At 68.4% G+C, this 26,516-nt stretch carries 27 protein-coding genes and 1 tRNA gene; 9 read left to right on the forward strand and 19 right to left on the reverse strand.

Annotated elements, in window-relative coordinates; translation table 11 throughout:
• Nucleotides 1-43: 43 nt before the first annotated feature.
• From ACH49X_RS27030 to ACH49X_RS27040, 3 genes are all read right to left on the reverse strand, one after another.
• Nucleotides 44-118 (reverse strand) — tRNA-Thr (locus ACH49X_RS27030).
• Nucleotides 119-336: 218 nt separating this feature from the next.
• Nucleotides 337-576, reverse strand: a complete 240-nt coding sequence (locus ACH49X_RS27035; protein ID WP_067795192.1) for an MbtH family protein — start codon at nucleotides 574-576, stop codon at nucleotides 337-339.
• 169 nt (nucleotides 577-745) lie between these two features.
• Nucleotides 746-1,564, reverse strand: coding sequence for an alpha/beta fold hydrolase (locus ACH49X_RS27040; protein WP_067795070.1), 819 nt, complete (start codon nucleotides 1,562-1,564; stop codon nucleotides 746-748).
• Nucleotides 1,565-1,742: 178 nt separating this feature from the next.
• Between ACH49X_RS27040 and ACH49X_RS27045 the strand changes: the two genes are divergently transcribed.
• The 4 genes from ACH49X_RS27045 (at nucleotide 1,743) to ACH49X_RS27060 (ending at nucleotide 5,806) form a co-directional block, all read left to right on the forward strand.
• Nucleotides 1,743-1,913 (forward strand): hypothetical protein, encoded by a 171-nt coding sequence (locus ACH49X_RS27045; RefSeq protein ID WP_168434172.1) that lies wholly within the window; start codon nucleotides 1,743-1,745, stop codon nucleotides 1,911-1,913.
• An 85-nt stretch (nucleotides 1,914-1,998) separates the two neighbouring features.
• The gene (locus ACH49X_RS27050) at nucleotides 1,999-3,549 is read left to right on the forward strand and encodes a trehalose-6-phosphate synthase (RefSeq protein WP_195078414.1); all 1,551 of its coding nucleotides are present in this window, start codon (nucleotides 1,999-2,001) and stop codon (nucleotides 3,547-3,549) included.
• 71 nt (nucleotides 3,550-3,620) lie between these two features.
• The gene (locus ACH49X_RS27055; RefSeq protein ID WP_195078138.1) at nucleotides 3,621-4,349 is read left to right on the forward strand and encodes a response regulator transcription factor; all 729 of its coding nucleotides are present in this window, start codon (nucleotides 3,621-3,623) and stop codon (nucleotides 4,347-4,349) included.
• Nucleotides 4,346-5,806, forward strand: a complete 1,461-nt coding sequence (locus ACH49X_RS27060) for a HAMP domain-containing sensor histidine kinase (RefSeq protein WP_357110192.1) — start codon at nucleotides 4,346-4,348, stop codon at nucleotides 5,804-5,806. The genes ACH49X_RS27055 and ACH49X_RS27060 overlap by 4 nt, the downstream gene beginning before the upstream one ends.
• Before the next feature lie 16 nt (nucleotides 5,807-5,822).
• Here the strand turns inward: ACH49X_RS27060 and ACH49X_RS27065 are convergent, their stop codons facing one another.
• The 12 genes from ACH49X_RS27065 to ACH49X_RS27120 all read right to left on the reverse strand — a co-directional run bounded on the left by ACH49X_RS27065 (nucleotide 5,823) and on the right by ACH49X_RS27120 (nucleotide 17,666).
• Nucleotides 5,823-6,311: a h domain protein gene (locus ACH49X_RS27065; protein WP_357206604.1), complete on the reverse strand. Its 489-nt coding sequence runs from the start codon at nucleotides 6,309-6,311 to the stop codon at nucleotides 5,823-5,825.
• A gap of 220 nt (nucleotides 6,312-6,531) precedes the next feature.
• Complete coding sequence (locus ACH49X_RS27070) at nucleotides 6,532-7,308, reverse strand: hypothetical protein (RefSeq protein WP_357110195.1); 777 nt, start codon at nucleotides 7,306-7,308, stop codon at nucleotides 6,532-6,534.
• Nucleotides 7,305-8,729: an MCE family protein gene (locus ACH49X_RS27075; protein WP_195078134.1), complete on the reverse strand. Its 1,425-nt coding sequence runs from the start codon at nucleotides 8,727-8,729 to the stop codon at nucleotides 7,305-7,307. Before ACH49X_RS27075 ends, ACH49X_RS27070 begins: the two co-directional genes overlap by 4 nt.
• Nucleotides 8,726-9,979 carry an MCE family protein gene (locus ACH49X_RS27080; protein ID WP_397071175.1) on the reverse strand — a complete coding sequence of 418 codons (1,254 nt, stop codon included), beginning with the start codon at nucleotides 9,977-9,979 and terminating at the stop codon, nucleotides 8,726-8,728. The genes ACH49X_RS27075 and ACH49X_RS27080 overlap by 4 nt, the downstream gene beginning before the upstream one ends.
• Nucleotides 9,976-11,256, reverse strand: coding sequence for an MCE family protein (locus tag ACH49X_RS27085; protein WP_357206609.1), 1,281 nt, complete (start codon nucleotides 11,254-11,256; stop codon nucleotides 9,976-9,978). Before ACH49X_RS27085 ends, ACH49X_RS27080 begins: the two co-directional genes overlap by 4 nt.
• A 61-nt stretch (nucleotides 11,257-11,317) precedes the next feature.
• On the reverse strand, nucleotides 11,318-12,379 hold the full coding sequence (locus tag ACH49X_RS27090) for an MCE family protein (protein WP_195078132.1): 1,062 nt from the start codon (nucleotides 12,377-12,379) through the stop codon (nucleotides 11,318-11,320).
• Nucleotides 12,376-13,404: an MCE family protein gene (locus ACH49X_RS27095; RefSeq protein ID WP_195078131.1), complete on the reverse strand. Its 1,029-nt coding sequence runs from the start codon at nucleotides 13,402-13,404 to the stop codon at nucleotides 12,376-12,378. Before ACH49X_RS27095 ends, ACH49X_RS27090 begins: the two co-directional genes overlap by 4 nt.
• Nucleotides 13,401-14,615, reverse strand: a complete 1,215-nt coding sequence (locus ACH49X_RS27100; RefSeq protein WP_195078130.1) for an MCE family protein — start codon at nucleotides 14,613-14,615, stop codon at nucleotides 13,401-13,403. The genes ACH49X_RS27095 and ACH49X_RS27100 overlap by 4 nt, the downstream gene beginning before the upstream one ends.
• Before the next feature lie 5 nt (nucleotides 14,616-14,620).
• Entirely contained in the window at nucleotides 14,621-15,472 is an 852-nt protein-coding gene (locus tag ACH49X_RS27105) for an ABC transporter permease (RefSeq protein WP_039794910.1), read from the reverse strand.
• Between the two features lie 4 nt (nucleotides 15,473-15,476).
• Nucleotides 15,477-16,241 carry an ABC transporter permease gene (locus ACH49X_RS27110; protein ID WP_067795040.1) on the reverse strand — a complete coding sequence of 255 codons (765 nt, stop codon included), beginning with the start codon at nucleotides 16,239-16,241 and terminating at the stop codon, nucleotides 15,477-15,479.
• A 289-nt stretch (nucleotides 16,242-16,530) separates the two neighbouring features.
• Nucleotides 16,531-17,433 (reverse strand): 3-oxoacyl-ACP reductase, encoded by a 903-nt coding sequence (locus ACH49X_RS27115; protein ID WP_357110209.1) that lies wholly within the window; start codon nucleotides 17,431-17,433, stop codon nucleotides 16,531-16,533.
• 44 nt (nucleotides 17,434-17,477) lie between these two features.
• Nucleotides 17,478-17,666 carry a ferredoxin gene (locus tag ACH49X_RS27120; RefSeq protein ID WP_195078128.1) on the reverse strand — a complete coding sequence of 63 codons (189 nt, stop codon included), beginning with the start codon at nucleotides 17,664-17,666 and terminating at the stop codon, nucleotides 17,478-17,480.
• Nucleotides 17,667-17,819: 153 nt separating this feature from the next.
• On the opposite strand from ACH49X_RS27120, the gene ACH49X_RS27125 reads away from it, so the two are divergent.
• Together ACH49X_RS27125 and ACH49X_RS27130 are read left to right on the forward strand one after the other, a co-directional pair.
• Complete coding sequence (locus tag ACH49X_RS27125) at nucleotides 17,820-19,013, forward strand: acyl-CoA dehydrogenase family protein (RefSeq protein ID WP_195078127.1); 1,194 nt, start codon at nucleotides 17,820-17,822, stop codon at nucleotides 19,011-19,013.
• A gap of 20 nt (nucleotides 19,014-19,033) precedes the next feature.
• Nucleotides 19,034-20,128 (forward strand): acyl-CoA dehydrogenase family protein, encoded by a 1,095-nt coding sequence (locus tag ACH49X_RS27130; RefSeq protein ID WP_195078126.1) that lies wholly within the window; start codon nucleotides 19,034-19,036, stop codon nucleotides 20,126-20,128.
• A gap of 64 nt (nucleotides 20,129-20,192) precedes the next feature.
• Here the strand turns inward: ACH49X_RS27130 and ACH49X_RS27135 are convergent, their stop codons facing one another.
• Entirely contained in the window at nucleotides 20,193-20,324 is a 132-nt protein-coding gene (locus ACH49X_RS27135; RefSeq protein ID WP_323124117.1) for a hypothetical protein, read from the reverse strand.
• A 36-nt stretch (nucleotides 20,325-20,360) separates the two neighbouring features.
• On the reverse strand, nucleotides 20,361-20,948 hold the full coding sequence (locus ACH49X_RS27140; protein ID WP_357206611.1) for a TetR family transcriptional regulator: 588 nt from the start codon (nucleotides 20,946-20,948) through the stop codon (nucleotides 20,361-20,363).
• Nucleotides 20,949-21,048: 100 nt separating this feature from the next.
• Between ACH49X_RS27140 and ACH49X_RS27145 the strand changes: the two genes are divergently transcribed.
• The gene (locus tag ACH49X_RS27145) at nucleotides 21,049-22,236 is read left to right on the forward strand and encodes an FAD-dependent monooxygenase (RefSeq protein WP_357206613.1); all 1,188 of its coding nucleotides are present in this window, start codon (nucleotides 21,049-21,051) and stop codon (nucleotides 22,234-22,236) included.
• A 65-nt stretch (nucleotides 22,237-22,301) separates the two neighbouring features.
• On the opposite strand, the gene ACH49X_RS27150 is transcribed toward ACH49X_RS27145, so the two are convergent.
• Nucleotides 22,302-23,951: an acyl-CoA synthetase gene (locus ACH49X_RS27150; protein WP_357110224.1), complete on the reverse strand. Its 1,650-nt coding sequence runs from the start codon at nucleotides 23,949-23,951 to the stop codon at nucleotides 22,302-22,304.
• Between the two features lie 61 nt (nucleotides 23,952-24,012).
• Here ACH49X_RS27150 and ACH49X_RS27155 point away from each other — a divergent pair, with 61 nt between their 5' ends.
• Entirely contained in the window at nucleotides 24,013-24,795 is a 783-nt protein-coding gene (locus ACH49X_RS27155) for a crotonase/enoyl-CoA hydratase family protein (protein WP_195078121.1), read from the forward strand.
• Nucleotides 24,796-24,855: 60 nt separating this feature from the next.
• Here the strand turns inward: ACH49X_RS27155 and ACH49X_RS27160 are convergent, their stop codons facing one another.
• Complete coding sequence (locus ACH49X_RS27160; protein WP_357206615.1) at nucleotides 24,856-25,275, reverse strand: VOC family protein; 420 nt, start codon at nucleotides 25,273-25,275, stop codon at nucleotides 24,856-24,858.
• A 181-nt stretch (nucleotides 25,276-25,456) separates the two neighbouring features.
• Here ACH49X_RS27160 and ACH49X_RS27165 point away from each other — a divergent pair, with 181 nt between their 5' ends.
• Complete coding sequence (locus tag ACH49X_RS27165; RefSeq protein ID WP_357206617.1) at nucleotides 25,457-26,455, forward strand: sigma-70 family RNA polymerase sigma factor; 999 nt, start codon at nucleotides 25,457-25,459, stop codon at nucleotides 26,453-26,455.
• Nucleotides 26,456-26,516: the final 61 nt, after the last annotated feature.

Below are 26,516 nucleotides of genomic sequence, written 5' to 3' on the forward strand. Positions count from 1 at the left end.
TGCACGGCCTCTACCACTGAGCTACAGCCGCGCAGCGGCTGGATGGAGCCCCCTGTCAGGATTGAACTGACGACCGCTCGCTTACAAGGCGAGTGCTCTACCACTGAGCTAAGGAGGCGGGAAAGCGGTTGTCATCATAGCCCGGCACGCCGTCCGCATCACAACGGATTCGCGTTCGGCACCGAACGCGGCCCACCGGCCCGACAACCGCTTTCGGCTCACAGCCGAGTGACCGCCGCGTCCGCGACGAAGTCGCGAGCGGCGGCCACTCGGACGTGAGCCATCAGGGGGCCGCGAACACGCCGCGCCGGAGCGCGGCAGATCGAGCGCTGCCGATCAGACCGAGCCCTGCCGAGCCGCGTCGTCCGCGGCCATGGCGTCGCGCAGGCTCTTCGGACGCATGTCGGTCCAGTTCTTCTCCACGTACTCGACGCAGGCGGCGCGGCTGTCCTCACCGAACACGACTCGCCATCCGGCCGGAACCTCTGCGAAGGCGGGCCACAGGGAATGCTGTTCCTCGTCGTTGACCAGGACGAAGAAGCGGCCGTCTTCATCATCGAAGGGGTTGGTGCTCAATTTCACCTCACTGGATACTGGCGCTATGTACGGGATCGCTCCTGGTTCGCACGGTGCCGGGTTGCTGCCAACCCCTGGCGCCGAGAGACCCCGAGCGTTGTTTCGACACTAGCAAGCAAGACGTTACGCCTGGGCGGTTACCTATGCTGGGACCTCGGCCGACTCGCGATCAGGCCGCGAAGAAGTCCAGGAGAATCTTGTTCACCGCTTCCGGCCGCTCCAAATATCCGAAATGCCCGGCATCCGGTACCTCTTGGTACCGCGCACCCGGAATGACCTCGGCGATCTCCCTGGACAGATACGGCGGAATCATCCGGTCGTCGGCGAATCCGACCGAAAGACATGGCACCCGGATCGCCCGGTAGGCCTGCACCCGGTCGAAATCGTGATCCATCCTGCGCTGGGCGCGAATGCCCGGCGAGACCGGCCCTCCGGTGAACTCGAACAGGTCGAGCCAGTCGCGCGCGGCGTTCGGCTCGGCCATGGTCGCCGGCGAGAGATTCATGACCGCGGTGATCGCCGCCTCGTATTTCGGCGGCAGTTTCACCCCGCTCGCGTCGAGTTCGTGTTCACCGAGCGACAGCGTCTTCTGGAACTGGTCCAGCCGCCCGTGCCCGGCCATGAACACGGCCTTGCGGACCAGGTCGGGGCGGGCCAGCGCCAGCTCCTGCGCCACGCGCGCCCCCATCGAGGTGCCCACCACCAGCGCCGGGCCCTCGTCCAGGAACTCGATCAGCGCGGCGGTGTCGGCGACCAGGTCGTCGATGGTCATGCCGGACGCGGCCTCGAACGACGGCGCGATCCCGCGGTTGTCGAAGGTGCACACCCGGTAGCCTGCCGCGACCAGCGCGGGCACCTGGTGCAGCTCCCACACCCGGCCGGGACTGCCGGTGCCCATGATCATGACCACCAGCGGCGCCGATCCCTTGGCGCGGTCACCCTTCACCTGATAGTTGAGGGAAATCCCGTTCACCGTGGCCAGCGGCATATCGACCCTTTCGTGGAGTTGGTGCTGCGCTCCCCACGGTATAGGGACCAGCGCGGAAGGTGCGCGGACCGGGGGTCGTGGCGCGCTCGCGCCAACGCCGCGGCAAGCGCACCTCCCAGCGTCGCATACCATTGATTTTTCGCAGGGTAAGTGCGCACTGAGCCGGGAGGACTTGACGATGGCCGTGAAGGGCAGCGCCAACGACATTGCGGACGACGATCTGGAACCGCTCGCCGACGAAACCGCGCGTCAGGCGCAGCGGGTGGTCGCGGCCTACGCCGAAGACGCGGACGAATGCCGGATGTTGTTGTCCATGCTGGGTATTGGACCGAACGCTCGGGGCGAATAACCTCGTTCTCGACGCCAACGGCGACGTCGACCACACAACTCCAGCGGGATACAGCAACGCGCAAAGGATGCGGTGAGTGGACCAGATGAATCCGTCCGACGATTCCGAGCACGCCGCAGGCACCTCGACTGCTGACGCCGCGGCGGAAACCACCGGCTCCGGCGCGGGCTCCGGTTTCGTCGTCGTCGCCAACCGGCTCCCCGTCGACCTCGAACGCCTGCCCGACGGCAGCACCCGGTGGAAACGCAGTCCGGGCGGTCTGGTGACCGCGCTGGAATCGGTCTTGCGCAACAACAAGGGGGCGTGGGTCGGCTGGGCGGGCGTCCCGAACGTCGATGTGGACCCGATCATCGAGGACGGCCTCGAACTGCATCCGGTCCCGTTGTCCGCGGACGAGGTGGCCGACTACTACGAAGGCTTCTCCAACGGCACCCTGTGGCCGCTCTATCACGACGTCATCGTGCGGCCGGTCTACGACCGCAGGTGGTGGAGCGCCTACGTCACCGTGAACCGGCGCTTCGCCGAGGCCACCGCCAAGGTCGCCGCCGAGGGCGCGACGGTGTGGGTGCAGGACTATCAGCTGCAGCTGGTGCCCAAGATGCTGCGCATGCTGCGCCCGGATCTCACCATCGGGTTCTTCCTGCACATCCCGTTCCCGCCGGTCGAGCTGTTCATGCAGATGCCGTGGCGAACGGAGATCGTGGAGGGCCTGCTCGGCGCCGACCTCATCGGCTTCCACCTGCCCGGCGGCGCGCAGAACTTCCTCTACCTGGCGCGCAGGCTGGCCGGCCAGCCGACCTCGCGCGGTTCGGTCGGTGTGCGCTCCAAGCTCGGCGTCGTCCAGGTCGGCTTCCGCACGGTGCGGGTCGGCGCGTTCCCCATCTCCATCGCCTCCGCCGAACTGGACGAGCACTCCAGGCGCAGGTCGGTGCGCGAGCGCGCCGCGAAGATCCGCGCCGAGCTGGGCAACCCGAAGAACATCCTGCTCGGCGTGGACCGGCTCGACTACACCAAGGGCATCGACATCCGCCTCAACGCCCTCGAAGAACTGCTGGTCGAGGGCCGGATCGACCCCGCGGACACGGTCATGATCCAGCTCGCCACCCCCAGCCGGGAGCGGGTCGAGAGCTATATCCAGATGCGCGGCGACATCGAACGCCAGGTCGGCCGGATCAACGGCGAGTTCGCCAGGGTGGGCTACCCGGTGGTGCACTACCTGCACCGCCCGATCCCGCGCGACGAGCTGGTCGCGTTCTTCGTCGCCGCCGACGTGATGCTGGTGACGCCGCTGCGCGACGGCATGAACCTGGTCGCCAAGGAATACGTCGCGTGTCACAGCGGGCTCAACGGCGCCCTGGTGCTGAGCGAGTTCACGGGCGCGGCGGCCGAGCTGCGGCAGGCCTACCTGTGCAACCCGCACGACCTCGACGACGTGAAGGACGCCATCGTCGCGGCGCTGGAGGACGAGCGCGACGTCAAACGCAGGCGGATGCGCTCGCTGCGCAGACAGGTGCTGGCCCACGACGTGGATCGCTGGGCGCGGGCCTTCCTCGACGCGCTGGCGCAGGACCAGGTCGCGGGCAGCGCGCTGCTGACCGACGACGACGTCTACCCGGAGGACCGTGAGCCGCGCTGAATTCCGGCGTTCACAGGAAGCTCCCAGCTTCGGCCCAGCGACATCGCAGCCCGAGAGCGGACGATGTAGCCATGAGTGGCGCCCCCGTGCAGACCCCCGAGGCCAGGGTTCTGGTGGTCGATGACGAGCCGATGATCGTCGAACTGCTCGCGGTGAGTCTGCGCTACCAGGGCTTCGAGGTCGACACGGCGTCCGATGGCGCGCAGGCGCTGGACAAAGCGCGCACCTTCCGTCCGCAGGCGCTGATCGTGGACGTGATGATGCCGGGCATGGACGGCTTCGGTCTGCTGCGCCGGTTGCGTGCCGACGGGATCGACGCGCCCGTGCTGTTCCTGACCGCGCGCGACGACGTACAGGACAAGATCACCGGTCTCACCCTGGGGGCCGACGACTACGTCACCAAGCCGTTCAGCCTGGAGGAAGTCGTCGCCCGGCTGCGGGTGATCCTGCGCCGCGCGGGGCACGCCGCTCCGCAGCGGGAGAGTTCGCGCCTCCGTTTCGAGGACATCGAACTCGACGACGACACCCACGAGGTGTGGAAGGCGGGCGAGCCGGTCGCGCTCTCGCCCACCGAGTTCACGCTGCTGCGCTACTTCATGGTCAACGCGGGCACCGTGCTGAGCAAGCCGCGCATCCTCGACCACGTCTGGCGCTACGACTTCGGCGGCGAGGTCGGCGTCGTGGAAACCTACGTCTCCTACCTGCGCAAGAAGGTCGACACCGGCGATACCCGGCTGATCCACACGCTGCGCGGCGTCGGCTACGTGATGCGCGCGCCCCACCGCAAGAGCGGTTCATGAGTCCGGGCCGCAGCGGCGCAGTGCGGGCGAAGGTCTCCGCCTGGCTGTCCGCCGTTCCGCTGCGGGTGACGCTGATGGTCCTGCTGGTGCTCACGGCGGGGCTCGGGCTGCTCGTCTCCGGCCTTGTGGTCACCTCGGCGCTGGAGCAGCAGCTGACCGACCGCACCGACCAGCAGTTGCGCGGTGGCGCGATGGAATGGTCCCGGCGCGGGCCGCCGCCCCCGGTCTTGCCGCCCGATCCGCGCCACGCTCCGAGTCAGTTCTGGGTGCGCTCGATCCGCGCCGACGGGCGCTTGTTCCTCATCCCGGCGTTCGCTGTCGACGCCGAGCCGAGCCTGCCCGACACCCCGCCCTCCGGCCCGTACACCGTCGACTCCGCGAACGGCGGCGCCATCCGGTGGCGGGTGCTGACGCTGCGCACACCGGAGGGCACGACGACGGTGGCGCTGCCGCTCACGCAGAACACCGACACGGTGCACCGGCTCGTGGTGCTGGAGCTGATCGTCGGGGCGGTGGTGCTGGCCGTGCTGGCGGTGCTCGCGTACTTCGTGGTGCGGCGCAGTCTGCGGCCGCTGCGCCGGGTGGAGAGCACCGCCGCGGCCATCGCCCGCGGCGACCTGCACCGCCGGGTGCCGGTGCGCGACACCAACACCGAGGTCGACCGGCTGTCCAGATCGCTGAACGGGATGCTGGCGCAGATCCAGCGCGCGTTCACCGCGACCGCCGCCTCCGAGGAGGCGGCGCGCCGCTCCGAGGAGCGGATGCGCCGCTTCATCGCCGACGCCAGTCACGAGTTGCGCACGCCGCTGACCACGATCCGCGGCTTCGCCGAGCTGTATCGCCAGGGAGCCACCGACGACCCCGCCGCGTTCATGGACCGGATCGAGCGCGAAGCCCAGCGGATGGGCGTGCTCGTGGAAGACCTGCTGATGCTCGCGCGGCTGGATGCCCAGCGCCCGCTGGAACTCGGCCCGGTGGACCTGCTCGCCGTCGCCAGCGACGGGGTGCACAACGCGCGCGCCGTGGTCGCCGCCGGACACTGCGAGGGGCCCGTCCGCACCATCGAGCTGAAGATCGAGCCCGGTGAGGGGACGCTCGAGGTGATCGGCGACGAGGCACGGCTGCGCCAAGTCCTTGGCAATCTGCTGAACAATGCCCTCACGCACACCGCGCCCGACGCGAAGGTGACGGTACTGCTCACTCCAGGCCCCGACGACGTGCTGCTCGAGGTGGCGGACACCGGTCCCGGCCTGGCGGCGGAGGACGCCGAACGCGTCTTCGAGCGCTTCTACCGCGCCGACACCTCCCGCGCCCGCAGCAGCGGCGGCACCGGGCTCGGCTTGTCCATCGTGCAGGCGCTGGTGACGGCGCACGGCGGCGAGGTCGGCGTGCGGAGTTCGCCCGAGGCCGGGACGACGTTCACGGTGCGGCTACCGCGCACACCGGCGTCGTCCTAGCGGGGCCGCAGCGGCGTCAGACCGGAGTCACCGCCGACACCAACCAGTGCGAATCGGACTTCGTCAGCGAGACCCGGACCCGGCTGCCGGTCGTGGTGCCCTGCGGGGTGTCCTTGCTCGTCATCACCTGGTTGAGGAACAGCAGGACTTGCGCGTGGGAGCGGTCGGCGGAGATGACACCGGCCGCCTGGGTGGTCGCGGTGACGGTGAGTTGCTTCTCCTTGGCGCCGGGCGCGATCTGCTTCTCGATCAGTGTCAAGTAGTCGGCGCGGAAGTCGCCGGTGAGGTTGTCGGCCGACTTGGGCAGTTCGGTGTCCACGGTCTGCGGGGTGTAGGTGAACATGGCCTCGACGGTGCGTCCCGCCGTCGCGACCGCGTCCTTGCGCGCCTGCTCGCTCTGCGCACGGTCCCAGTACCGGTAACCGTTGACGCCCCCGACCACCGCGGCCGCGGCGATTACCACGCCGAGCAGGGCGAGCAGGATCTTGGCTCGAATTCCGTTCATGCTGTGTCCTCTCCGGCATGAACGGGGCGCTGCGTGGTCACGCTGCGCTGCCGCCTCCGGGCCTGACCGTTCATGCTCTGTCCGATTCCGGCATGAACGGGGCCCTGCGTGGTCACGCTGCGCTGCCGCCTCCGGGCCTGACCGTTCATGCTCTGTCCGATTCCGGCATGAACGGGGCCCTGCGTGGTCACGCTGCGCTGCCGCCTCCGGGCCTGACCGTTCATGCCACGAACTCCACGTTGGACACCGTCAGCCCGGAATCGCCGCGCGACACGGTGACGCGGAACCGGTAGTACCTGGTCTGCGGCTCGGCCTGGCCCGCGTTGGTCAGCGTCTGTTTGGCGGCGACCAGCACCCGTCCGGAGGAGTCGTCGTCGCTTTCCAGGGCGGCTTCCACGATCTCGCCGCTGGAGACCACTTTGGCCTGCTGCACGATGCTGGTGAACGGGTCCACCCGGCCGTCGAACTCGGTCTTGAACTCCCCCGAGGCCAGCGAGAGGATCCGGTCGATGTCCTGCTTGGCCGTGTCGGCGCGAATAGTGGTCAGGTTGACGATCGCCTGCCTGGCGGTGTCCACGTATTCCGCGCGGCGCTCGTCGCGTTCGTGCGCCCGGTGCATCACGAGCGCCGAGACGACCGCACCGGTCACGAGCACGACGACCAGCAGCGCCGCCGCGGCCGTGGCGAGGATGCGCGAGAGGCCACGCCGCTCGCTGCGGGCGGGCTCGGCCGGTGTTGTCTCGGAAGCCGGCTCTGGGTCGGCTTTCCGCACAGAGACTTTCGGCGCGTCGGCGGGCAGTGGCTGGTCGGACGAGGTCTTCGGCTCCGCGGCAGCCGAACTCGGCTCGCTGTCCTTGACGTCGATACCGGTCGTGGCGACGGGGGCCCGCACGGTCACCGCCGGCACGCCGCCGGTCGCGTTCTCCTCGACCGGAGGCCCGGCCGAGCGCACCGCACGCCGTCGGGTGCGGTGACCTTCTCCGTTGCTCTCACTCATCGTTGCTGCTCCTCGAGCATCGCCTGCCAGCTCGACGGTACCGTGCCCGAACCGCTCGGTCCGATATCGCCCTGCCGGTATGTCCGACCGTCGGGGCCGATGTAGACGCCGGTGGCCGGGTCGTACGACCGCGCGGCGGCCGGTGTGCCGCCGCCGTAACTCGCCGGTGCGACGACCGGGGGCTCTTGCGCGGGCGCCGCGGCGGGCGCCACCGGGTGCGGCGGCCCGAACGGCGGGTTGTCGCCGATCGGAACGTACCCCGTGCGGCACAGTTCCGGCGTCGGGGCGCGCATGCCAGGCACCTCGGCGCACGGCGTGTTGCGGATGCCGCGCACCGCCTCCGGAGCGTCTTGCGGCACCTTGCAGTACAGGCCGGGCGGCGTGTCGGGGGTGTCGAGTTCGCTCGGCGAGCGCCGCTGGTCCGGCGGGAGGAAACCGGTCGTGCACGCGGGCGGGTCGTTGACCAGCGCCATGAAGTCGACCAGCGCGCCGTATTCGAGCGGACCGCGAACGGCGGTCAGCAGCGCGGCGACCAGCGGCGGATAGACCACCAGGATCTGCTCGAGCCCCGCGTGATACGTGACGGCGACCTGCCCGACGCTGACCAGATTCGACAGCAGCAGCGGCAGGGTCGGACGCAGGTCCTCGAACAGGTTGGTCACCCGCTGCATCGAGGACGGACCGTCGCGCAGGATGCCACGCAGCGCGGGGTCGTGCCCGCGCAACTGGTCGGTGACCGTCGCGAGATCGGCGGTCCAGGAACGGATCGCGGCATCCGAGCGGGTCTGGGTGTCCAGCAGCGGCCCGATCTGATCGAGCAGTCGCTTCGTCGGTTCCGCGTTCGCCTGTGCTTCCTGCACCAGCAGCGAGGCGGAGTCGATGAACCGTTGCAGGTCCGGTCCGGCGCCGTTGAACGCGAGGAACGCCTCGTCGATGACCTGCTTCAACCGGGTGTCCGCGACGCTCGACAGCAGCCGGTCGGCTTGGTCGAGCAGCGCGCCGACATCCTGCGGCAACTTGGTGCGCTCCACCGGGATCACGCTGCCGTCGCGCAGATTGCCGCCCGTGCGGTTCTGCGCGGGCACCAAGTCCACGTACTGCTCACCGACCGCGGAGACGCTGCGCACCCACGCGTCCACATCGGCGGGAATCTTGTAGTCGCTGGCGATGGACAGCTTCGCGTCCACCCCGACCGGCGTCAGCCGGACCTCCTTGACCACACCGACGTTGGTGCCGCGATAGGCGACGTTGGCCGTCGGGTAGAGCCCGCCGGTCGCGGCGAGTTTCACGGTGACCTCGTAGCGCCCGATGCCGAACATCGCGGGCAGTTTGACGTAAGTGCCGCCCATGACCACCAGGCCGACCACCGTCAGCACGGAGAAGATGATCAGCTGGGTACGGACGAACCGGGTGAGCTTCACTGTCCCGGACCCCCTTGCGGCGCGGTGTCGCCCGGCATGGGCACGGTCAACCCCGGAATGGCGGGAATGCCCGGGATCGGCGGCAGTCCCGGAATGGTCGGGGCCGGCTGGCTCGGCGCGGGCGGCGGCGCCTGCAACGGCCCGGTGGCCGGGTCGCCGTTCTGCGCGGCCGTGCCCGGCGCGAAGCTGCCGAGCGCGCCTTCCACGCCGCCGAACCGTCCGCCCAGCGGCGTCCCGGTGAGAAAGTTCGAATCCAGCCGCTTGCCGGTGATGTCCACGGTCATGAACAGATTCAGGTAGTCGCCCTTGATCGCGTGATCCAGGTTCTTCATCGGGAACGGGAAGGTCGCCAGGATCTTCAGCGCCTCGGTCAGGTCGCTGCCGGTGTCCGACAGCGATTTCAGCACCGGCACGAGGCTGCGCAGGTTGGCCTTCAGGTCCTCGCCGCTGGCGGCGACGATGCGCCGCACGACGTCGCTCAGCTCGCCCAGCGCCGTGATCGCCCTGGTGATGTTCGCGCGGCGATCGGCGAGCACGGTCAACGCCGGATGGATCTGCTCGATCGCCGCCGCCACCACGTCGCGCTGCTCGGCGAGCTGACCGCCGAGCCGGTCGAGTCCGCTCATCGCGGCGATGATGTCGCCGGTCTGGCGGTCCAGATTCGTGGTCAGCTCGTTCAGCTGCGGCAGCAGGTCCCTGATGGCGTCCTCGCGCCCGGTGAGCGCGGAATTGAGCTCGTGGGTGATGGTCTCCAATTGCGCGACGCCACCTCCGTTGAGCACGACCGACAGCGAGGACAGCACCTGCTCGGTGGTCGGATAGGCGCCCGCGCGAGCCAGCGGGATGACGTCGCCTGCCTGCAACTGGCCTTCGGGGGGCTGATCGGTCGGTTCGGAGAGCTCGAGATGGTTGGAGCCGAGCAAACTGGTCTGCCCGATCTCGGCGACGGCGTTCGCGGGCAGGCGCACGTCCGGGTTCAACGTGACGGTGACCAGCGCGTGCCAGTCCTGCACCTCGATCTTCGACACGGTGCCGACCGCCACGTCGTGCACCCGCACCGGCGAATTCCTGGTCAGCGTGGTGACGTTCGGCATCTGGATGCGCACCTCGTAGGAGCCGGGCGCGGTGCCCTCGGTGCCCGGCATCGGAAGCGAATTCAGTCCGTCCCACTGACAGCCGGCGACGCCGAGCGCCACCGTCAGCCCCGCCGCGACGGCGGCGGTGCGGCGCATCCGCCGCCTCGGCATCATCGCCCTCCTCCTGTCACGCCCGGAATGGCCAGTCCGGCGAGGCCGTCCGGGATGCTCACCGGCGCGGGCTGCGGCTGCGCCGGATTCTGGCTCGCCACCCGCCCCGCCAGGCTGGGATCGGTGTACACCAACTGGTCGGGGAACGCGGTCACGCCGCTGGCCGGGTTCGCCATGATCGGCACGTAGTTCATGCTCAGGCTGTTGATCACGGGCGCCAGGTACTGCGCGCACAGGTCGGCGCTGCGATCGGAGTCGTTGGTCTCCAGCGCGCGCACCGAGCCGCACAGGAAGCCGAGCGGGTCGGCCGGGTTGTTCAACGCGATCGCGCCGGTCAGGGTCCCTTGGGCCGGTTTGTAGATCTGGTAGAAGTTCACCAGCGCGGTCGGGCCGGAGTGCAGGACGCGCTCCAGTTCCGGGCGCTTGTCGACCAGCACCTGGGTGGCGTCGGCCAGCCGCTGCACCCCCTCGGTGAGTTCGGCTCCGCTGCCGTCGATGAACCGGCGCACGTCCACGATCGCCGCGTCCAGGTTGTCCAGTCCAGCGCCGAGATCCGCCGAGACGCCGCTCAGCACCGACGACACCGACGCGAGCCTGCCTTCGAACTGCACGATCTGCTCGTTGCTCGCCGACAGCACGTCGACGAACTTCTGCAAATTGCGCACGGTGCCGAACAGGTCGGTGCGGCCGTCGGACAGCGTGCTCAACGTGGCAGACAGCTCCCGCAGCGTGTCGCGGAAGCGCTGCCCGTTGCCGTCCAAGTTGTTCGCGGCGGTGTCGACGAAGCGGCCGAAGGACCCCTGTTTGTCGTCGCCGACCGGCCCGAGCGCGGTGGCCAGCTTGGACAGCTCGGCCTTGATGTCGTCCCACTCGACCGGCACCGCGGTGTGCTCGATCGGGATCACGCTGTTGTCCTTCAGCTTCGGGCCGCCGGTGTAGGCGGGCGCGAGCTGGATGAAACGCGCCGAGACCAGCGAAGGCGAGATGATCACCGCCTTCGGGTCGGCGGGCACGTCCACCCCGCGATTCAGGGTCATGGTCACCTTCACCCGGTCCGCGCCCGGCTCGATCGCATCGATGCGGCCGACCTTGACGCCGAGCACCCGCACGTCGTCGCCCGCGTACAGGCCCGACGTGGACGGGAAATAGGCGGTGACCTTCGTGGTCCCGATCCGGGTTATGCCGTTCCACGCGACCGCGACCACCAGCGCCGCGACGACCACGCCGGCCAGCACCAGCGCCCAGCGCGGCAGTCTTCGCACGGCGTTCAGCGCGCTCATACGTCCACCTCGCTGACGGTCGGCTCCGGCAAGACCGCGCAAGCGGCCGTGTTGCGCTCACTCATCGCGGCGGCTCCTGGGTCGCGGGAACGATCGACGGGGCGGGCGTGAGATAGCTCTGCAAGTCGTTCGGCAGGTGCTGCGGCCACACCAGCGCGTCCACCAGGGGTTGCAACGTCTTGCTCGCCGCGTTGATCACGTACGCCTGGAAGTAGGGGCCGCTGCCGACCTGTTCACCGAGGGCCGCGGCGAACGGGCCGAGCCCGTCCAGCGCGTCGGCGAGGTTCTGCTTGTTGCGCTGCAACAGCGCCACCACCGAATTCAGCTTGTCCAGGGCGGGTCTCAGCTGCGCCTCGTTGTCGGCGACCAGACCGGACAGCTGCTGGGCGAGTCCGTTGACGTAGACGATCAGCTGCCCGAGCGCGGTGCGCCGCCGGTCCAGTTCACCGAGCAGTTCGTTGCCGTCCAGCAGCAGCGCGTTGATCTGGTTGCCGCGGTCGGCGAGGATCTTCGTCACGTTCTGCGCCCGCTTCAGCAGATCCGTCAGCGCTTGGTCGCGCGCGTTGATGCTGCGGGAGAGCGCGGTGACGCCGTCCAGCGCGGAGCGCAACGGGGCGGGAGTGTCGGCGAAGGTCGCCGAGAGCACGTCCAGCGTCTGGTCGACACGGTCCAGGTCCAGGTCGTGCACCGTGCCCGCCAGTTCGCTCAGCGCCTCGTTGAGCGAGTACGGCGAGGTGGTGCGCTCGAGCGGGATGGTGTCGTCGGCGCGCAGCGCGCCCGGACCCGACGGCGTGACCTCGAGCGATTTGCGCCCGAGCACCGTGTTCGTCTTGATCGCCGCCGAGGTCTTCTCGCCGAGCACGATCGACTCCGCGAGCGTGAACCGGACCAGCACTTTCGCGCCGTCCAGGCTGACGTCTTCCACCCGCCCCGATCGCACGCCCGCCACCTGGACCGCGTCGCCGGGCAGCAGGCCGCCCGCGTCGGCGAAGTAGGCGGTGAACGTCGCGCCGGAGCGGATGAACGGTAAACGGTCGAATTGCAGGGCCGACAGCGCCACCGCCACCGCGAGCACGAGGCCGACGATGCCGATGGTGACGGCGGGTGATCGCTGCTCGTTCATCGGTTGTCCGCACACCTTCCGGTCGTCTGCGCCCCGGGCATATTGACCTTCATCGTCTGGCCGTTCGGGCCGTCCACCAGGAAGTTCGTCGAGCAGACGTAGAGCTGGAGGAAGGAGCCGTAGGAGCCGATGCGGATCAGCTGGCGATAGGTCGACGGCAGCCGGTCCAGCACCCACTGGACGGTGTCCGACCCGGCGTCGAGGTTCGTGGCAAGGCGGCCGGTCTGCTCGATGGTGCCGCGCAGGTCGGGACGGGCCTGGGAGAGCAGATCGGTCAGGTCGCCGGTGGCTCCGGCGATGCGCGGCAGCGCGTCGCCGATCTGGTCCTTGTCCGCGGCCAGTCCGCTGATCAGGCGCTGTAATTCGGCGATGGTGGTGGCGAATTGGTCGCCACGCTCATCGATGGTCCGCAACACCGCGTTGAGGTTGTTGATCACGCTGCCGATCAAGGCGTCCCGGTCGGCGAGGGTCTTGGCGAACGAGCCGCCGCTGTTGAGCAGGGACACCAGCGTGCCGCCCTGGCCCTGGAAGATCTGCAGCAGCGCGTTGGTCAGGTCGTTCACCTGGCCGGGGTCGAGACCGCGCAGCAGCGGACGGAAACCGCCGAGCAGCATGTCCAGATCCAGCGCGGGCGCGGTCTGCTCCTTGACGATGGTGCCGCCGGGCTGCAGGACACGGTTCGAGCCGGGTCCCTCCGACAGCTCGAGATAGCGGTCGCCGACCAGGTTCTCGTATTTGATCGCCGCACGGGTGCTGGTGAGCAGCCGGTACTTGCGATCGACGTCGAACTCGACGTGCGCCAGATAGTCCTTGCCGACTTTCACCGACGTCACCGAGCCGACCGGCACGCCGGCGATGCGCACCTTCGCCCCTGGCAGCATGCCGGAGGAACTGGTGAACACGGCGTGGTAGCCGTTCTCGCGCGCGAAGCGCATCTGGCTGAACACGACCGCGAGGCCGGCGAAGATCAGCGTCATCACCAAGGTGAAGACGGCCAGTTTGACGGTGGTCGCGGTATTCCTCACGGGCGCGGCACCCCCGGTAGGCCGGCGAACAGGAGCTGGAAGACCTTCGGCGGATTGACGGTCAGCGTCGTCGACGGTGTGTACACATGCCCCTCCGAGGTGTCGGTGACGACATAGTTCGAGTGGCTGCCCGGCACCCGGTCCAGGATGCCGCCGCACTGCGGGCCGCCGGTCGCGTTCACCTTGGGCAGATCATCCGGATAGGTGTAGGGCTTCGCTCCGTACATGAAGCCGGTGTTCAGCGCGACGCCTTCCTGCAGGCCGCCGAAGACCGCCTCACCCAGCGGCAGCGCCTTGCCGAGACCGCCGATCAGGCAGTACAGCGCGGGCGCGTACTCGTCGAGCAGCCCGGTGGTTGGGCGCAGCAGATCCAGGGCCGTGCCGAGCTGATTCTCGTTCTCGCGCAGGACCGCTCCGGTGGTGTCGGCCAAGCCGGTGAGATTCACCAGCACGTTGTCCAGGCTGTCCTGCTCCTGGGCCAGGGTCTTGCTGGTGACCGTGAAGTTGTCCACGGTGCGCAGCAGGTCGTTCACCGAGTCCGCGTACAGGTCGGTGACCTGGCCGGTCTTCGCCAGATCCTGTTGCAGCGTGGGCAGGTACGGGTTGATGTCACGCAGATAGGCGTCGCTCTGCTCGAGCAGTTCGCCGAGCTTCTGCCCGCGGCCTTGCAGCGCGGTGCCGAGCGCGGACAGCGTCGCGTTCAGCTTCTCCGGCTCGATCTTGGCCAGCACGTCGGACAGATGCTGGAACAGGGTGTTGAACTCGACGGTCACCCGCTGCGCGGTGACGACCGCGCCCGGTCGCAGCGACGTGGACGACGGCTGCCGCGGGACGATGAAGTTGACGTACTTCGCGCCGAACACCGTGGTGGACCTGATGTCGACGTCCGCGTTGGACGGCACCAGTTTCAGCAGTTCCGGATCGAGGGCCAGCTTCAGTCTGGCGCCCTCGTCGGTATGGTCGACCGAAGCCACCCGGCCGATCTCCACACCGCGGATCTTCACCTTGGCGTCCGGGTCCAGCACCAGCCCGCTGCGCGGCGCGTCCACCGTCACGGTGGCCGTCGGGGTGAACCCGCCGACGAACATGATCAGCGCGACCGTCACGATCGCGACCAGCGCCAGCACCATCGCCGCACCGGCCAGTTTCAGGCCGAGGCCGCCGCGCAGCGCCCGCACCAGGCGGTTTTCCGTTTGCTTCGATTCCGCCATATCGCTTATCCGGAGAGATGGAAGTTGCCGGAGGTGCCGTAGATGGCCAGCGAGATCAGCAGGGTCACCGTGACCACCGCGACCAGCGAGGCGCGCACCGCGTTGCCCACCGCGACGCCAACGCCGACCGGGCCGCCCGCGGCGTTGTAGCCGTAGTAGGTGTGGATCAGCATGACGGCCAACGCCATGAAGATCGCCTGGGCGAAGGACCAGAGGATGTCGCTGGGGATGAGGAAGGTGGAGAAGTAGTGGTCGTAGACGCCCGCCGACTGCCCGTAGATCACCACGGTGGCGAACCGGCTGGCCAGGAACGAGGCGATCACCGCGAGCGCGTAGAGCGGGACGATCGCGATCATCCCGGCCAGCACGCGGGTGCCGACCAGGTAGGGCACCGGACGGATCGCCATCGACTCCAGCGCGTCGATCTCCTCGGCGACCCGCATCGCGCCCAGCTGCGCGGTCGAACCGGCCCCGATCGTGGCCGCCAGGCCGATGCCGGAGATCACCGGCGCCGCGATCCTGACATTGATGAACGCCGCGAAGAAGCCGGTCAGCGCCTCGACGCCGATGTTGCCCAGCGAGCTGTAGCCCTGCACGGCGATGGTGCCGCCCGCGAAGAGGGTGAGGAACCCGACGATCACCACCGTGCCGCCGATCACCGCCAGCGCGCCGGAACCCATGCTGATCTCGGCGATCAACCGAATGGTCTCGGTGCGGTAGTGCAGTAGAGCTCGCGGAACGGAACCGAGCGCCTGGGCATAGAACACGGCATGCTTGCCCACCGAATCGAGCGAATCCGACATCCGGCGCACCCGTCGAACGGTACGGGGGAAGCGGGATTCGATTACGAAGGCCATCGGATCACCGCGCCGTGAACTTGATGCCGACGGCGGTGACCACCACGTTCACGACGAACAAGGCCATAAAAGCGAAGACTACGGTCTGATTCACCGCATCACCGACACTCTTGGGTCCGCCTTTGACATTCAGGCCCAGATAGCAGGCGACCAGTCCGGCGATCAGTCCGAACAATCCGGCTTTCACCTCCGAAATGATCAACTCGGGCAGATGGGTGAGCAGCGTGATGCCATTGACGAACGCGCCGGGGTTCACGTCCTGCAGAAACACCGAGAACAGAAATCCGCCGACGATGCCGATGGTGCACACCAGGCTGTTGAGCATCAGCGCGACGAACATCGATGCGAGCACCCGTGGCACCACCAAGCGGTGCACCGGGTTGATGCCGAGCACTCGCATGGCGTCGATTTCCTCGCGGATGGTGCGTGCGCCCAGGTCGGCGCAGATCGCGGTCGCGCCCGCCCCGGCGACGATGAGCACGGTGACGATCGGCCCCACCTGGGTGACCGCGCCGAACGCCGCGCCCGCTCCGCTGAGGTCGGCCGCGCCGATCTCGCGCAACAGAATGTTCAGCGTGAAGCTCACCAGAACGGTGAACGGAATGGCGACCAGCAATGTCGGCACGATCGATACCCGCGCGATGAACCACGACTGATCGATGAACTCGCGCCATTGAAAGGGTCTGCGCACGCTGGCACGTGCGACATCGGCGGTGAGTTCGAAGAATCCGCCGACGGCCCGCAACGGCACGGCAAGGACCTCGTTCATCGCGATCCTCCTTGCTCACCGGCGTACACAGCACACGGCGCGAATCTCACCGTGGCCGCACCGCCGGAACGATTAGAACATGTTCACCGTGTTGCCGGTAGCACTTTTCACACTTTTGACGTGCATTATTTCGAAAGATCGGCATATAAATTTGGAACCGGTGTCAGCGAGTGATGATCCCACCTTTGTGAGGTGGGACATAACCCGTCCCTATGTCTACCAAGCACCGATCACATGATCAACAGTTGGACAGCTGATCAGTAGCGCGCCCGCGGCGAGCCGCCGCGGCTCACCCCAACTCGGTCAGCGAAGACGCCGAGAAGGTCCGCCCGTCGGGGCGATCGGCGAAGTAGCCGCCCAGCGTGTCGGCCAGATCCCGCGGCGACCACTCCCCCTCGGCCGCGTCGAACCGGCGCTCGACGACGGGCGCCGCCATCAGCGCCACCATCCCCCCGTAGACGACGAACAGTTGCCCGTTGACCGCGTCGGCCGCGGGCGAGGCCAGATAGGCCACGAGCCGAGCGACGTGATCGGGCGACAGCGGGTCGGGCTCCCCCTCCGGGGCGGGGCTGAACACCGCCTCGGTCATCGCCGTGCGCGCCCGCGGGGCGATCGCGTTGGCGCGCACGCCGTAGCGCGACAGCGCCCGCGCGGCCGACAAGGTCAGCGCGGTGATGCCCGCCTTCGCGGCGCCGTAGTTGGCCTGCCCCTCCGGGCCCAGCAATCCGGCCTCCGACGAGGTGTTGACCAGCCTGCCGTACACCGGCGCGCCCGCCTGCTTCGACTTGCCGCGCCAGTAGGCGGCGGCGTTGCGCGACAGCAGGAAATGGCCGCGCAGGTGCACCGCGAGCACCGCGTCGAAGTCCTCGTCGGACATGTTGAACAGCATCCGGTCGCGGGTGATGCCCGCGTTGTTGACCACGATGTCGACCGAACCGAAGGACTCCTCCGCGGTGCGGATCAGCGCGTCGGCGGTGGCGCGCTCGGCGATGCTGCCCGCGACGAACTCCGCCTTGGCGCCGAGCGCACGGATCGCGCCGAGCGTGTCGGCGACCGCGTCGGACTCCGCGAGGTCGTTGACCACCACGGACGCGCCGGCCCCGGCCAGCGCGAGCGCCTCGGCCCGCCCAAGTCCGGCGCCGCCGCCGGTCACGATCGCTACACGGCCCGCCAGGCTCAGATCATTGCTCACGCGGCCGACTCTAGAACGTGTTCCAACTTACGGCAAGGCCCGGTTCACTGCAGCCGCAGCGCCGCCTTCGGGCACTGGGCGACGGCGTCCCGGACATCGGAGAGCCGATCGGGGGGCACGTCGGCTTCCGCGATGTGCAGTACATCCTCGTCATCGAGTTCGAACACGTCGGGGGCGATTCCGACACAGATTCCATTAGCTTCGCACTGGTCTGGATCGACACTGATCTTCATGGCAACTCCTTTACCACCACTCTGGCCGAAGCCTAACAAGCCGATCCGCTCCACCGGAGCGTCATCGGGGGGATTCGGTATCAATACTGGAACATGTTTCAGTCCATATGCAATGATCGGGGGAACCCGATCCAACGAGCATGAGGTATTGCCATGCGCATTGCGTACACGCCGCAACAGGAGCAGCTGCGCGCGGAACTGCGCGACTACTTCGCGCGGCTGATCACCCCTGAGCGCCGGGAGGCCCTGAGCGCGCAGACCGGCGAGTACGGGCAGGGCAATGTCTACCGCGAGGTGGTCCAGCAGATGGGCCGCGACGGCTGGCTGGCGCTGGGCTGGCCCAAAGAGTACGGCGGGCAGGATCGCCCGACCATGGATCAGCTGATCTTCACCGACGAGGCCGCGATCGCGGGCGCCCCGGTGCCGTTCTTGACCATCAACTCGGTGGCGCCCACGATCATGCACTACGGCAGCGAGGAACAGAAGAAGTTCTTCCTGCCCAAGATCGCCGCCGGTGAACTGCACTTCTCCATCGGCTACTCGGAGCCGGGCGCCGGCACCGACCTGGCAAGCCTGCGCACCACCGCGGTGCGCGACGGCGACGACTACGTGATCAACGGCCAGAAGATGTGGACCAGCCTGATCGCCTACGCCGACTACGTCTGGCTGGCCGTGCGCACCGATCCGACGGCCAAGAAGCACAAGGGCATCAGCATGCTCATCGTGCCGACCACCGCCGAGGGCTTCTCCTGGACGCCCGTGCACACCATGGCCGGGCCGGACACCAGCGCCACCTACTACCAGGACGTCCGGGTGCCCGCGAGCGCGCTGGTCGGCCAGGAGAACGGCGGCTGGGCGCTGATCACCAATCAGCTCAACCACGAGCGCGTCGCGCTCACCTCGGCCGCGCCGCTGGCGCTGGCGCTGCGCCAGACCGTCGAGTGGGCCAGGGACACCAAGGCGAGCGACGGCTCCCGCGTGATCGACCGGGAGTGGGTGCAGCTCAATCTGGCCAAGGTGCACGCCAAAGTCGAGTACCTCAAACTGCTGAACTGGGAGATCGCCAGCCGGGCCGACGCGGGCGGCGACGCGGCCCCGCGCCCGTGGGACGCTTCGGCGTGCAAGGTCTACGGCACCGAGCTGGCCACCGAGGCGTACCGGTTGCTCATGGAAGTGCTCGGCCCGCAGGCCTACCTGCGCCAGGACTCCCCCGGCGCGCAGCTGCGCGGCCGTTTGGAGCGGATGCATCGCGCCGCGCTCATCCTGACCTTCGGCGGCGGCACCAACGAGGTGCAGCGCGACATCATCGCCATGACCGCCCTCAAGCAGCCTGCCGCGGCGCGCTGATCGAAACAGGGAGAACTTCCATGGATTTCACCCCCACCGAAGCCCAACTGGATCTCGGCCGGCTGACCGGCGAGGTGTGCGGCAAGCTGGTCACCGCCGACCGGTTGCGCGAACTCGACAAGGCCGACGAGCGATTCGATCAGCAGCTGTGGAGCTCGCTGGCCGAGACCGGCGTGCTCGCGGCCGCGCTGCCCGAGTCGGTCGGCGGCAGCGACCTCGGCTCGCTCGAACAGACCGCGATCCTGCGCGAGCTGGGCAAGCACCTGGCGGCCGTGCCGTATCTGTGGTCGATCGTGCTGGGCGCCGGTGCGCTGGCTCGGTTCGGTTCCCCGGCGCACCAGGAGATGGCCACGCGGGCAGGCGAGGGAAGCGTCATCCTGACGGTCGCGCTGGCCGAAGAGAGCAACTGGGAACCCGCCGCGCCGACCACCACCGCCGTCGAGACAGACGACGGTTGGCGCCTGACCGGGGCCAAGACCACCGTGCCCTTCGCGAACCGGGCCGAGCGAATCCTGGTTCCCGCCACGGTCTCCGGAACCCCCGCGGTGTTCCTGGTCGATCCCGCCGTGGCGACCGTGACCGCACAGCAGGTGGTCGACCGCAGTCCCGAGTTCGCGGTCGAGTTCACCGATACCCCCGCCGAACTGGTCGGCACGGTGGCCGACGGAGCGGAGATCCTGGACTGGATTCTCACCCGCGCCTGGCTCGGACTGAGCGCCGCGCAACTCGGCACCCTGGAGCGCGCGCTCGAGCTGGTCGCCGACTACGCCAGGGAGCGCGAGCAGTTCGGCAAGGCGGTCGGCAGCTTCCAGGCCGTGGCCCAGCGGCTCGCCGATGCCTACATCGACGTGCAAGGCTTGCGTCTCGCGGTGACCCAGGCGGCCTGGCTGCTGTCGGAGGACCTGCCCGCCGCCGAAGCCGTGCACACCGCGAAGTTCTGGGCCGCCGACGCGGGCCACCGCGTCGCGCACACCGTCGTCCATGTGCACGGCGGCGTCGGCATCGACCGCGACCACATCGCGCACAACTACTTCACCGCCGCCAAACACAATGAGTTCGCCCTCGGCGCGAGCACCGACCACCTCCGCGCCCTCGGCGCGCTGCTGGCCGGCTGAGCACGACACGGTAGCCGATCCGGCCCGCACGGCAACACGCCGTGCGGGCCGTTTTCGTCGCACTTCAGGCGAGTCGCCGGTTCAACTCCGCGCTGACCCGCAATACGTGGTCGGCGGCGTCTTCGAACGCTTTGCGGCACGGGTCGAGCACATACGCGCCCGAGCTCTGGATACGCGCGGGCGGATCGTCGGCCACCGTTCGAAGGTACCGACCGGCCTGCACGAGCTGATTTCAGTCGACGGGGACGGACGTCAGGTAGCGCTGGAGGGTGGGCGCTATCTCGGCGATGATCTGGTCGCGGGTGAGGGCGACGACCGGGGGCAGGCGCAGGACGTAGCGGCAAAGGGCGAGGCCGAGCATCTGCGTGACGATCAGACCTCCCCGGCGTGGGGCGTCGGCGGGATCGCCGAAACGCAGCACGGCGGGCAATATCTGCTGGGTGAAGATGGCGCGGACGCGTTCGGCGACGGCCTCGTCGGTGATCGACGAGCGCAGCAGCGTCAGCAGCACCTCCCCGTTCGGCTGCTCTTCCCAGATCTCGAAGAAGCGGCGCACCAGCTGCTCGCCCAGGGTGTCCGGGTCCGCGGAACCGAGGTCGGGCAGATCGAGACGGACGTCGACCGCCGCGGCGAAGAGGCCGTCCTTGCTGCCGAAGTACCGCATGACCATGGACGGGTCGATGCCGGCGTCCGCGGCGATGGCGCGAATGGTGGCCTTGCGGAAACCTTCGGCGGCGAACCGCGCGCGGGCCGCTTCCAGGATCGCCGCGCGCGTCGCGTCCGAGCGGCGAGCGGGCGCTTGATCAGGCTCTACGGTCATGCCAACAAGTGTAGGCCAACAACTGTTGACTTCCTAGCCAGATCGGCCTACGGTTAGGTCAACAAACGTTGGCCTACAAACGTTGACCTGAGGAGTTCCGATGAACGCCACCCCGAACCCGCTGCCCGCCACCACTTCCGTCGTGATCGTCGGCGCGGGCCCCGCCGGACTCACCGCAGCCATCACGCTGGCCGACGCGGGGGTGGATTTCCTCCTGCTGGACCGACTGAGCGAAGGCGCGAACACCTCGCGCGCCGCGGTCGTGCACGCCAGAACGCTGGAAGTGCTCGAGCAGCTCGGCATCGCGGACGAACTGGTCGCGACCGGCGACATCGTCGCGCGCTTCACCGTCCACGACGGCGGGCGCACCCTGGCGACCATCGGGTTCGACGGACTGCCGACCCGCTACCCCTACACCTTGATGACCCCGCAGGACACCACCGAGGCGGTGCTGCTGAAGCGACTGCGCAAGGCGGGCGGGGAGGTCGAGCGGCCGTACCAGGTCACCCGGATCACCGAAGAGAACGACGGCGTCACGGTCGATTACACCGACGAGGCGGGCACGCCGGGCAGTGTCCGCGCGGACTACGTCATCGGAACCGACGGCATGCACAGCATCGTGCGCGAGCAGGCCGACATCGGATTCACCGGCGCGACCTACCCGGAATCGTTCGTCCTCGCCGACGTGCGGATGGACTGGCCGATCGCCCGCGACGAAGTGGCCCTGCACCTTTCACCGGAAGGCGTCATGGTGGTCGCGCCGCTCCCCGACGAAGAGCAGCCGAACCGCTTCCGCGTGGTGGCCACCTTGGAAACGGCACCCGAGCACTCGACCACGGAGGACATCCAGAAGCTCCTGGACGCCCGCGGCCCCGGCGGCACGGTGCGGGTTCGCGAAGTGCTGTGGAGCTCGCGCTTCCGCGTGCACCACCGCGTCGCCGACCACTACCGCAGCGGCCGCATCCTGCTCGCGGGCGACGCCGCCCACGTGCACAGCCCGGCGGGCGGCCAGGGCATGAACACCGGCATCCAGGACGCCGCCGCCCTCGGCCCGCTGCTGGCCCGCGTGCTGTCGGGCGAGCCGGACACCCTGCTGGACGACTACGAAACCACCCGCCGCCCCGTCGCCCTCGGCGTCGTCTCGTTCACCGACCGCATGACCAAGATGGCAACCCTGCACGCCCGCCCCGCCCGCACCGTGCGCAACCTGGTCCTCAGCACCGTGTCCCGCATCCCGGCCTTCCGCCACCGCCTCGCCTACCAACTGTCGGAACTCGCCAACCGCTGACAGGACACAGAAACGTGGTCGGCCACCGTTATAAGTAACGGTGGCCGACCACGTTTCACGCACTGCTACTTCGCGCTCGCCACGGCATTGTCGTCGGCGGGGCGGGATTGCGTTTGTTCCTTGGCCCAGCGGTAGTCGGGCTTGCCCGCGGGGGAACGCTTGATCTCGTCGACGAACCACAGGCTGCGCGGAAGTTTGTAGGGCGCGATCTCCTGGGTGAGCATGGGGCGCAGCTCCTCGAGGGTGGGGCGGGACTCGCCGCGACACTGCACCACCGCGACCACGCGCTGGCCCCAGCGCTCGTCGTCGATGCCGACCACGAGCGCGTCGAAGATCTCCGGGTGGGTCTTGAGCGCGCCCTCGACCTCCTCGGGGTAGATTTTCTCGCCGCCGCTGTTGATGCTGACCGAGCCGCGGCCGAGCATGGTGACCGTGCCGTCCTCCTCGACGCGGGCGAAGTCGCCGGGGATGGCGTAGCGGACGCCGTTGAACTCCTTGAAGGTCGCGGCCGTCTTCGCCTCGTCCTTGTAGTAGCCCAGCGGGATGTGCCCGCGCCGCGCCAGGATGCCGACCACGCCGGAGCCGGGCTGCACCGGATTGCCGTCCTCGTCGAGCACCTCGGTGGACGCGTCGATCTTCACGCGCGGCCCTCCGGTGTGCGTCGCGCCCTTGGCGACGATGGCGATGCCACCGAACCCGGTCTCCGAGGAGCCGATCGAATCGGAGATCATCCGGTTGGGCAGCAGCTCCAGGAACTGGTCCTTCAGCGCGGGCGAGAACAGCGCCGCGCTGCTGGCCATCACGTACAGGCTCGAAAGGTCGTAGGGCTGACCGGTTTCCGGATTGCCCTCGATCAGCGCGTCGAGCATCGGGCGCGCCATGGCGTCACCGGTGATGAAGATCAGGTTGATCTTGTGCTTGTCGATGGCCTGCCAGACGCCGTGCCCGGAGAACTCCGGGAGCATCACGGCCTTGCCGCCGCCGAACAGGCTGTGGAACGTGGCCCACTGCGCCCCGCCGTGGATCATCGGCGGGATCGGGAACCGCACCATCGGCGGGCTGCCCGCGCCGACCTTGGCCAGCTCCCACTCGTCCTGGACGTATTCGCCGGTGATGAAGTTGATGCCTGCGCCGAGCACGCGCCATACGTCCTCCTGGCGCCACATCACGCCCTTCGGCATGCCGGTGGTGCCGCCAGTGTAGACCATGTACAGGTCGTCCGGGGAGCGTTCGCCGAAGTCACGCTCACCGGAGGACTGCGCGATGACCGCTTCGTATTCCACCGAATCCGCTGCGGTGGGAATGGCGCCGGTCGTATCGTCATCGACGACGACGACGGTGCGCAGCAGCGGAGTCTTCGGCCGAACCGCGGCGACCCGGTCGCTGTAACGCCGCTCGTGGATCAGCGCCACCATGTCCGAGTTGTCGAAGATGTACTGCAACTCGTTCTCGACGTAACGGAAGTTCACGTTGATCATCACGGCCCGCGCCTTGAAGATCGCGACCATGGCCTCGACGGCCTCGATCGTGTTGCGTGAGTAGATACCCACCTTGTCGCCCGGCTGGACTCCCTGTTCTTGCAGGTAGTGAGCGAGTTTGTTGGCCCGCTCCTCCAACTGGGCGTAGGTGACCTCGCGGCCGTCGTCGGCCAGCGCGACGCGGTCGGGCATCAGGTCGATGGCATGTTCGACAAGGTCCGCTATGTTGTAGCTCACAGCCATAAAAATAGAACGTGTTACTGTTTCTGACAAGGCTCGGAAGTCAGGAGAATCAGCGATGCCGCACTGCCTCGTCGAGAAGCGCGACCACGTCCTCATCGTCACCATGAACCGGCCCGAGGCGCGCAACGCGCTGTCGGGCGAGATGATGGCGATCATGAAGGACGCCTGGAACCAGGTGGACGAAGATCCGGACATCAGGGTCGCGATCCTGACCGGCGCCGGCGGCGCGTTCTGCGCGGGCGCCGATCTCAAGGGCATGACCTCCGAGCACCCCGGCGACACCATCGACGGCGGGGGGTGGAATCCGGCCAAGCTGGAGGCGCTGCTCAAAGGCCGCAGACTGACCAAGCCGCTGATCGCGGCGGTGGAGGGTCCGGCCATCGCGGGCGGCACCGAGATCCTGCAGGGCACCGACATCCGGGTGGCCGGGGAGAGCGCGAAATTCGGTGTCTCCGAAGCGCGTTGGGGCCTGTTCCCGCTGGGCGGCTCGGCGGTGCGGCTGGTCCGCCAGATCCCCTACACCGTCGCCGCGGAAATCCTGCTCACCGGACGGCACCTCAGCGCCGCGGAGGCCAAGGAGATCGGCCTGATCGGGCACGTGGTGCCGGACGGGACGGCGCTGGACAAAGCGCTGGAGATCGCGGCACAGATCGCCGCCAACGGCCCGCTCGCCGTGCAGGCCATCCTGCGCACCATCCGGGAGACCGAGGCCATGCCGGAAGAGGACGCCTTCCAGATCGACGCCAAGCTCGGCATGTCCGTATTCCGCTCGGCCGACGCCAAGGAAGGGCCGCGTGCGTTCGCGGAGAAGCGTAAGCCCTCTTTCACCGGAAACTGAGTTTCCACCCGAGCCCTACGCCCCCGATGCGCACGCATCGGGGGCGACCCCTCGCCGGGCTCAGTTCGCGCCCGGGTAGTCCATCCAGAACGGCTCCCACTGGTGACCGTCCGGGTCGATGAAGGTGCGGCCGTGCATGCCCACCTGCGCCTCCTGCGCCCGCTTGTCCTCGTTCACCTCTTCGGTCGCGCCCGCAGCGAGCGCCGCCTCGGTCAGGCTGTCGACCTCATCGGCGCTGCCGAGGGCGAGCGCGTACGCGGCGTTGATCGCCGCTTTGGTGTCGACCACCGGGCGCTTGCTGAACGTGGTGAAGAAATCCCTGATGAGCAGCATCAAGCAGATGTTGTCGTCCACCACGATGCAGGCGGCGTTGTCGTCGGTGAACTCCTGGTTGACCTTCCAGCCCAGCGCCTCGTAGAACGCCATCGACCGGTGCAGATCGGCGACCGGGAGATTGATGAAGATCATCTTGCTGCTCATGGCCTCTTCCTCTCGAGCAAGTCCGTTCGTGTCACTGGATAGGACGGGTTCCGGTGGGCGAACTCATCGTCGCGGCGTCCGTGACAGGTCCCACATGCCAGTAGGTTTAGTGATCTTGATCGGGGCTGCGCTCGAGTTCGCGGGCCTGTTTTGTGTCGGTGGCCTGTGGCAGGGTGACCCCATGACCGACTCGCCAGCCTCCCCCGCCGGCCTCGCTCCCGATCTGCTCGCCGCGTTCGAGACCCATCGCAGGGAGCTCTGCGCGTACGCCTACCGCATGCTCGGCTCCTCCTTCGAAGCGGAGGACGCGGTGCAGGAGACGCTCACCAGGGCGTGGAAGTCCTACGACTCGTTCGAGGGCCGCGCCAGCCTCCGCTCCTGGCTGTACAAGATCACCACGAACGTCTGCCTGGACATGCTCGACGGTCCGCAGCGCCGCGCCCGGCCGATGGATCTGTCCGGTCCGTCCCGGCCGGACGCGCCGTTGCCCGCGCCGCAGCCGGATTACGTCTGGATCGAACCGATCCCGAACGCCCTGGCCTTCGGCGCCGACCCGGCCGAGCACGCCACCGCCAAGGACACGCTGCGCCTGGCCTTCGTCGCCGCCTGCCAGCACCTGCCAGCCACCCAGCGCGCCATCCTGATCATGCGCGAGGTGCTGCGTTTCTCCGCCAACGAGACCGCCGAGGCGCTCACCATGTCGCCCGCGTCGGTCAACAGCGCACTGCAGCGAGCGCGCGCCACCATGTCCAAGGTCCAGCCCGCGGCCACCGACACCTACGACGAAACCGACGAGGGTCAGCGCAAACTGGTGGACGGTTTCGTCAAAGCGTTCGAGGCCTACGACATGGACACGCTCACCTCGCTGCTGAAAGCGGATGTGGCGCTGTCCATGCCGCCGATCGAGCTGTGGATCTCCGGCCCGGAGAACGTGGCCGCGTTCATGCTCGGCCACGGAAGCGCCTGCCGCGATTCGCGACTGGTCCGGCTGGAAGGCGCCAACGGCCTGCCCGCCTTCGGCCACTACAAGCCGAGCGGCGAGCCGGGCGTGTGGGTCCCGTGGTCGATCACGGTGCTGGAGCTCGACGGCGACACCATCGCCGGACTGAACTTCTTCCTCGACACCGAGAAGTTGTTCCCGCTGTTCGGCCTCGCACCTGAACTGCGCGAGAGCATCTGACCCGAGGCGCCCTTCGCGGCATAAGCGCCGTGGATGCGTCGTGTGAACAGCACCGCTTCGA

Origin of the sequence: Nocardia sp. NPDC019323, assembly GCF_044389845.1 — a bacterium.
GTDB classification, from domain to species: Bacteria; Actinomycetota; Actinomycetes; order Mycobacteriales; family Mycobacteriaceae; genus Nocardia; species Nocardia implantans.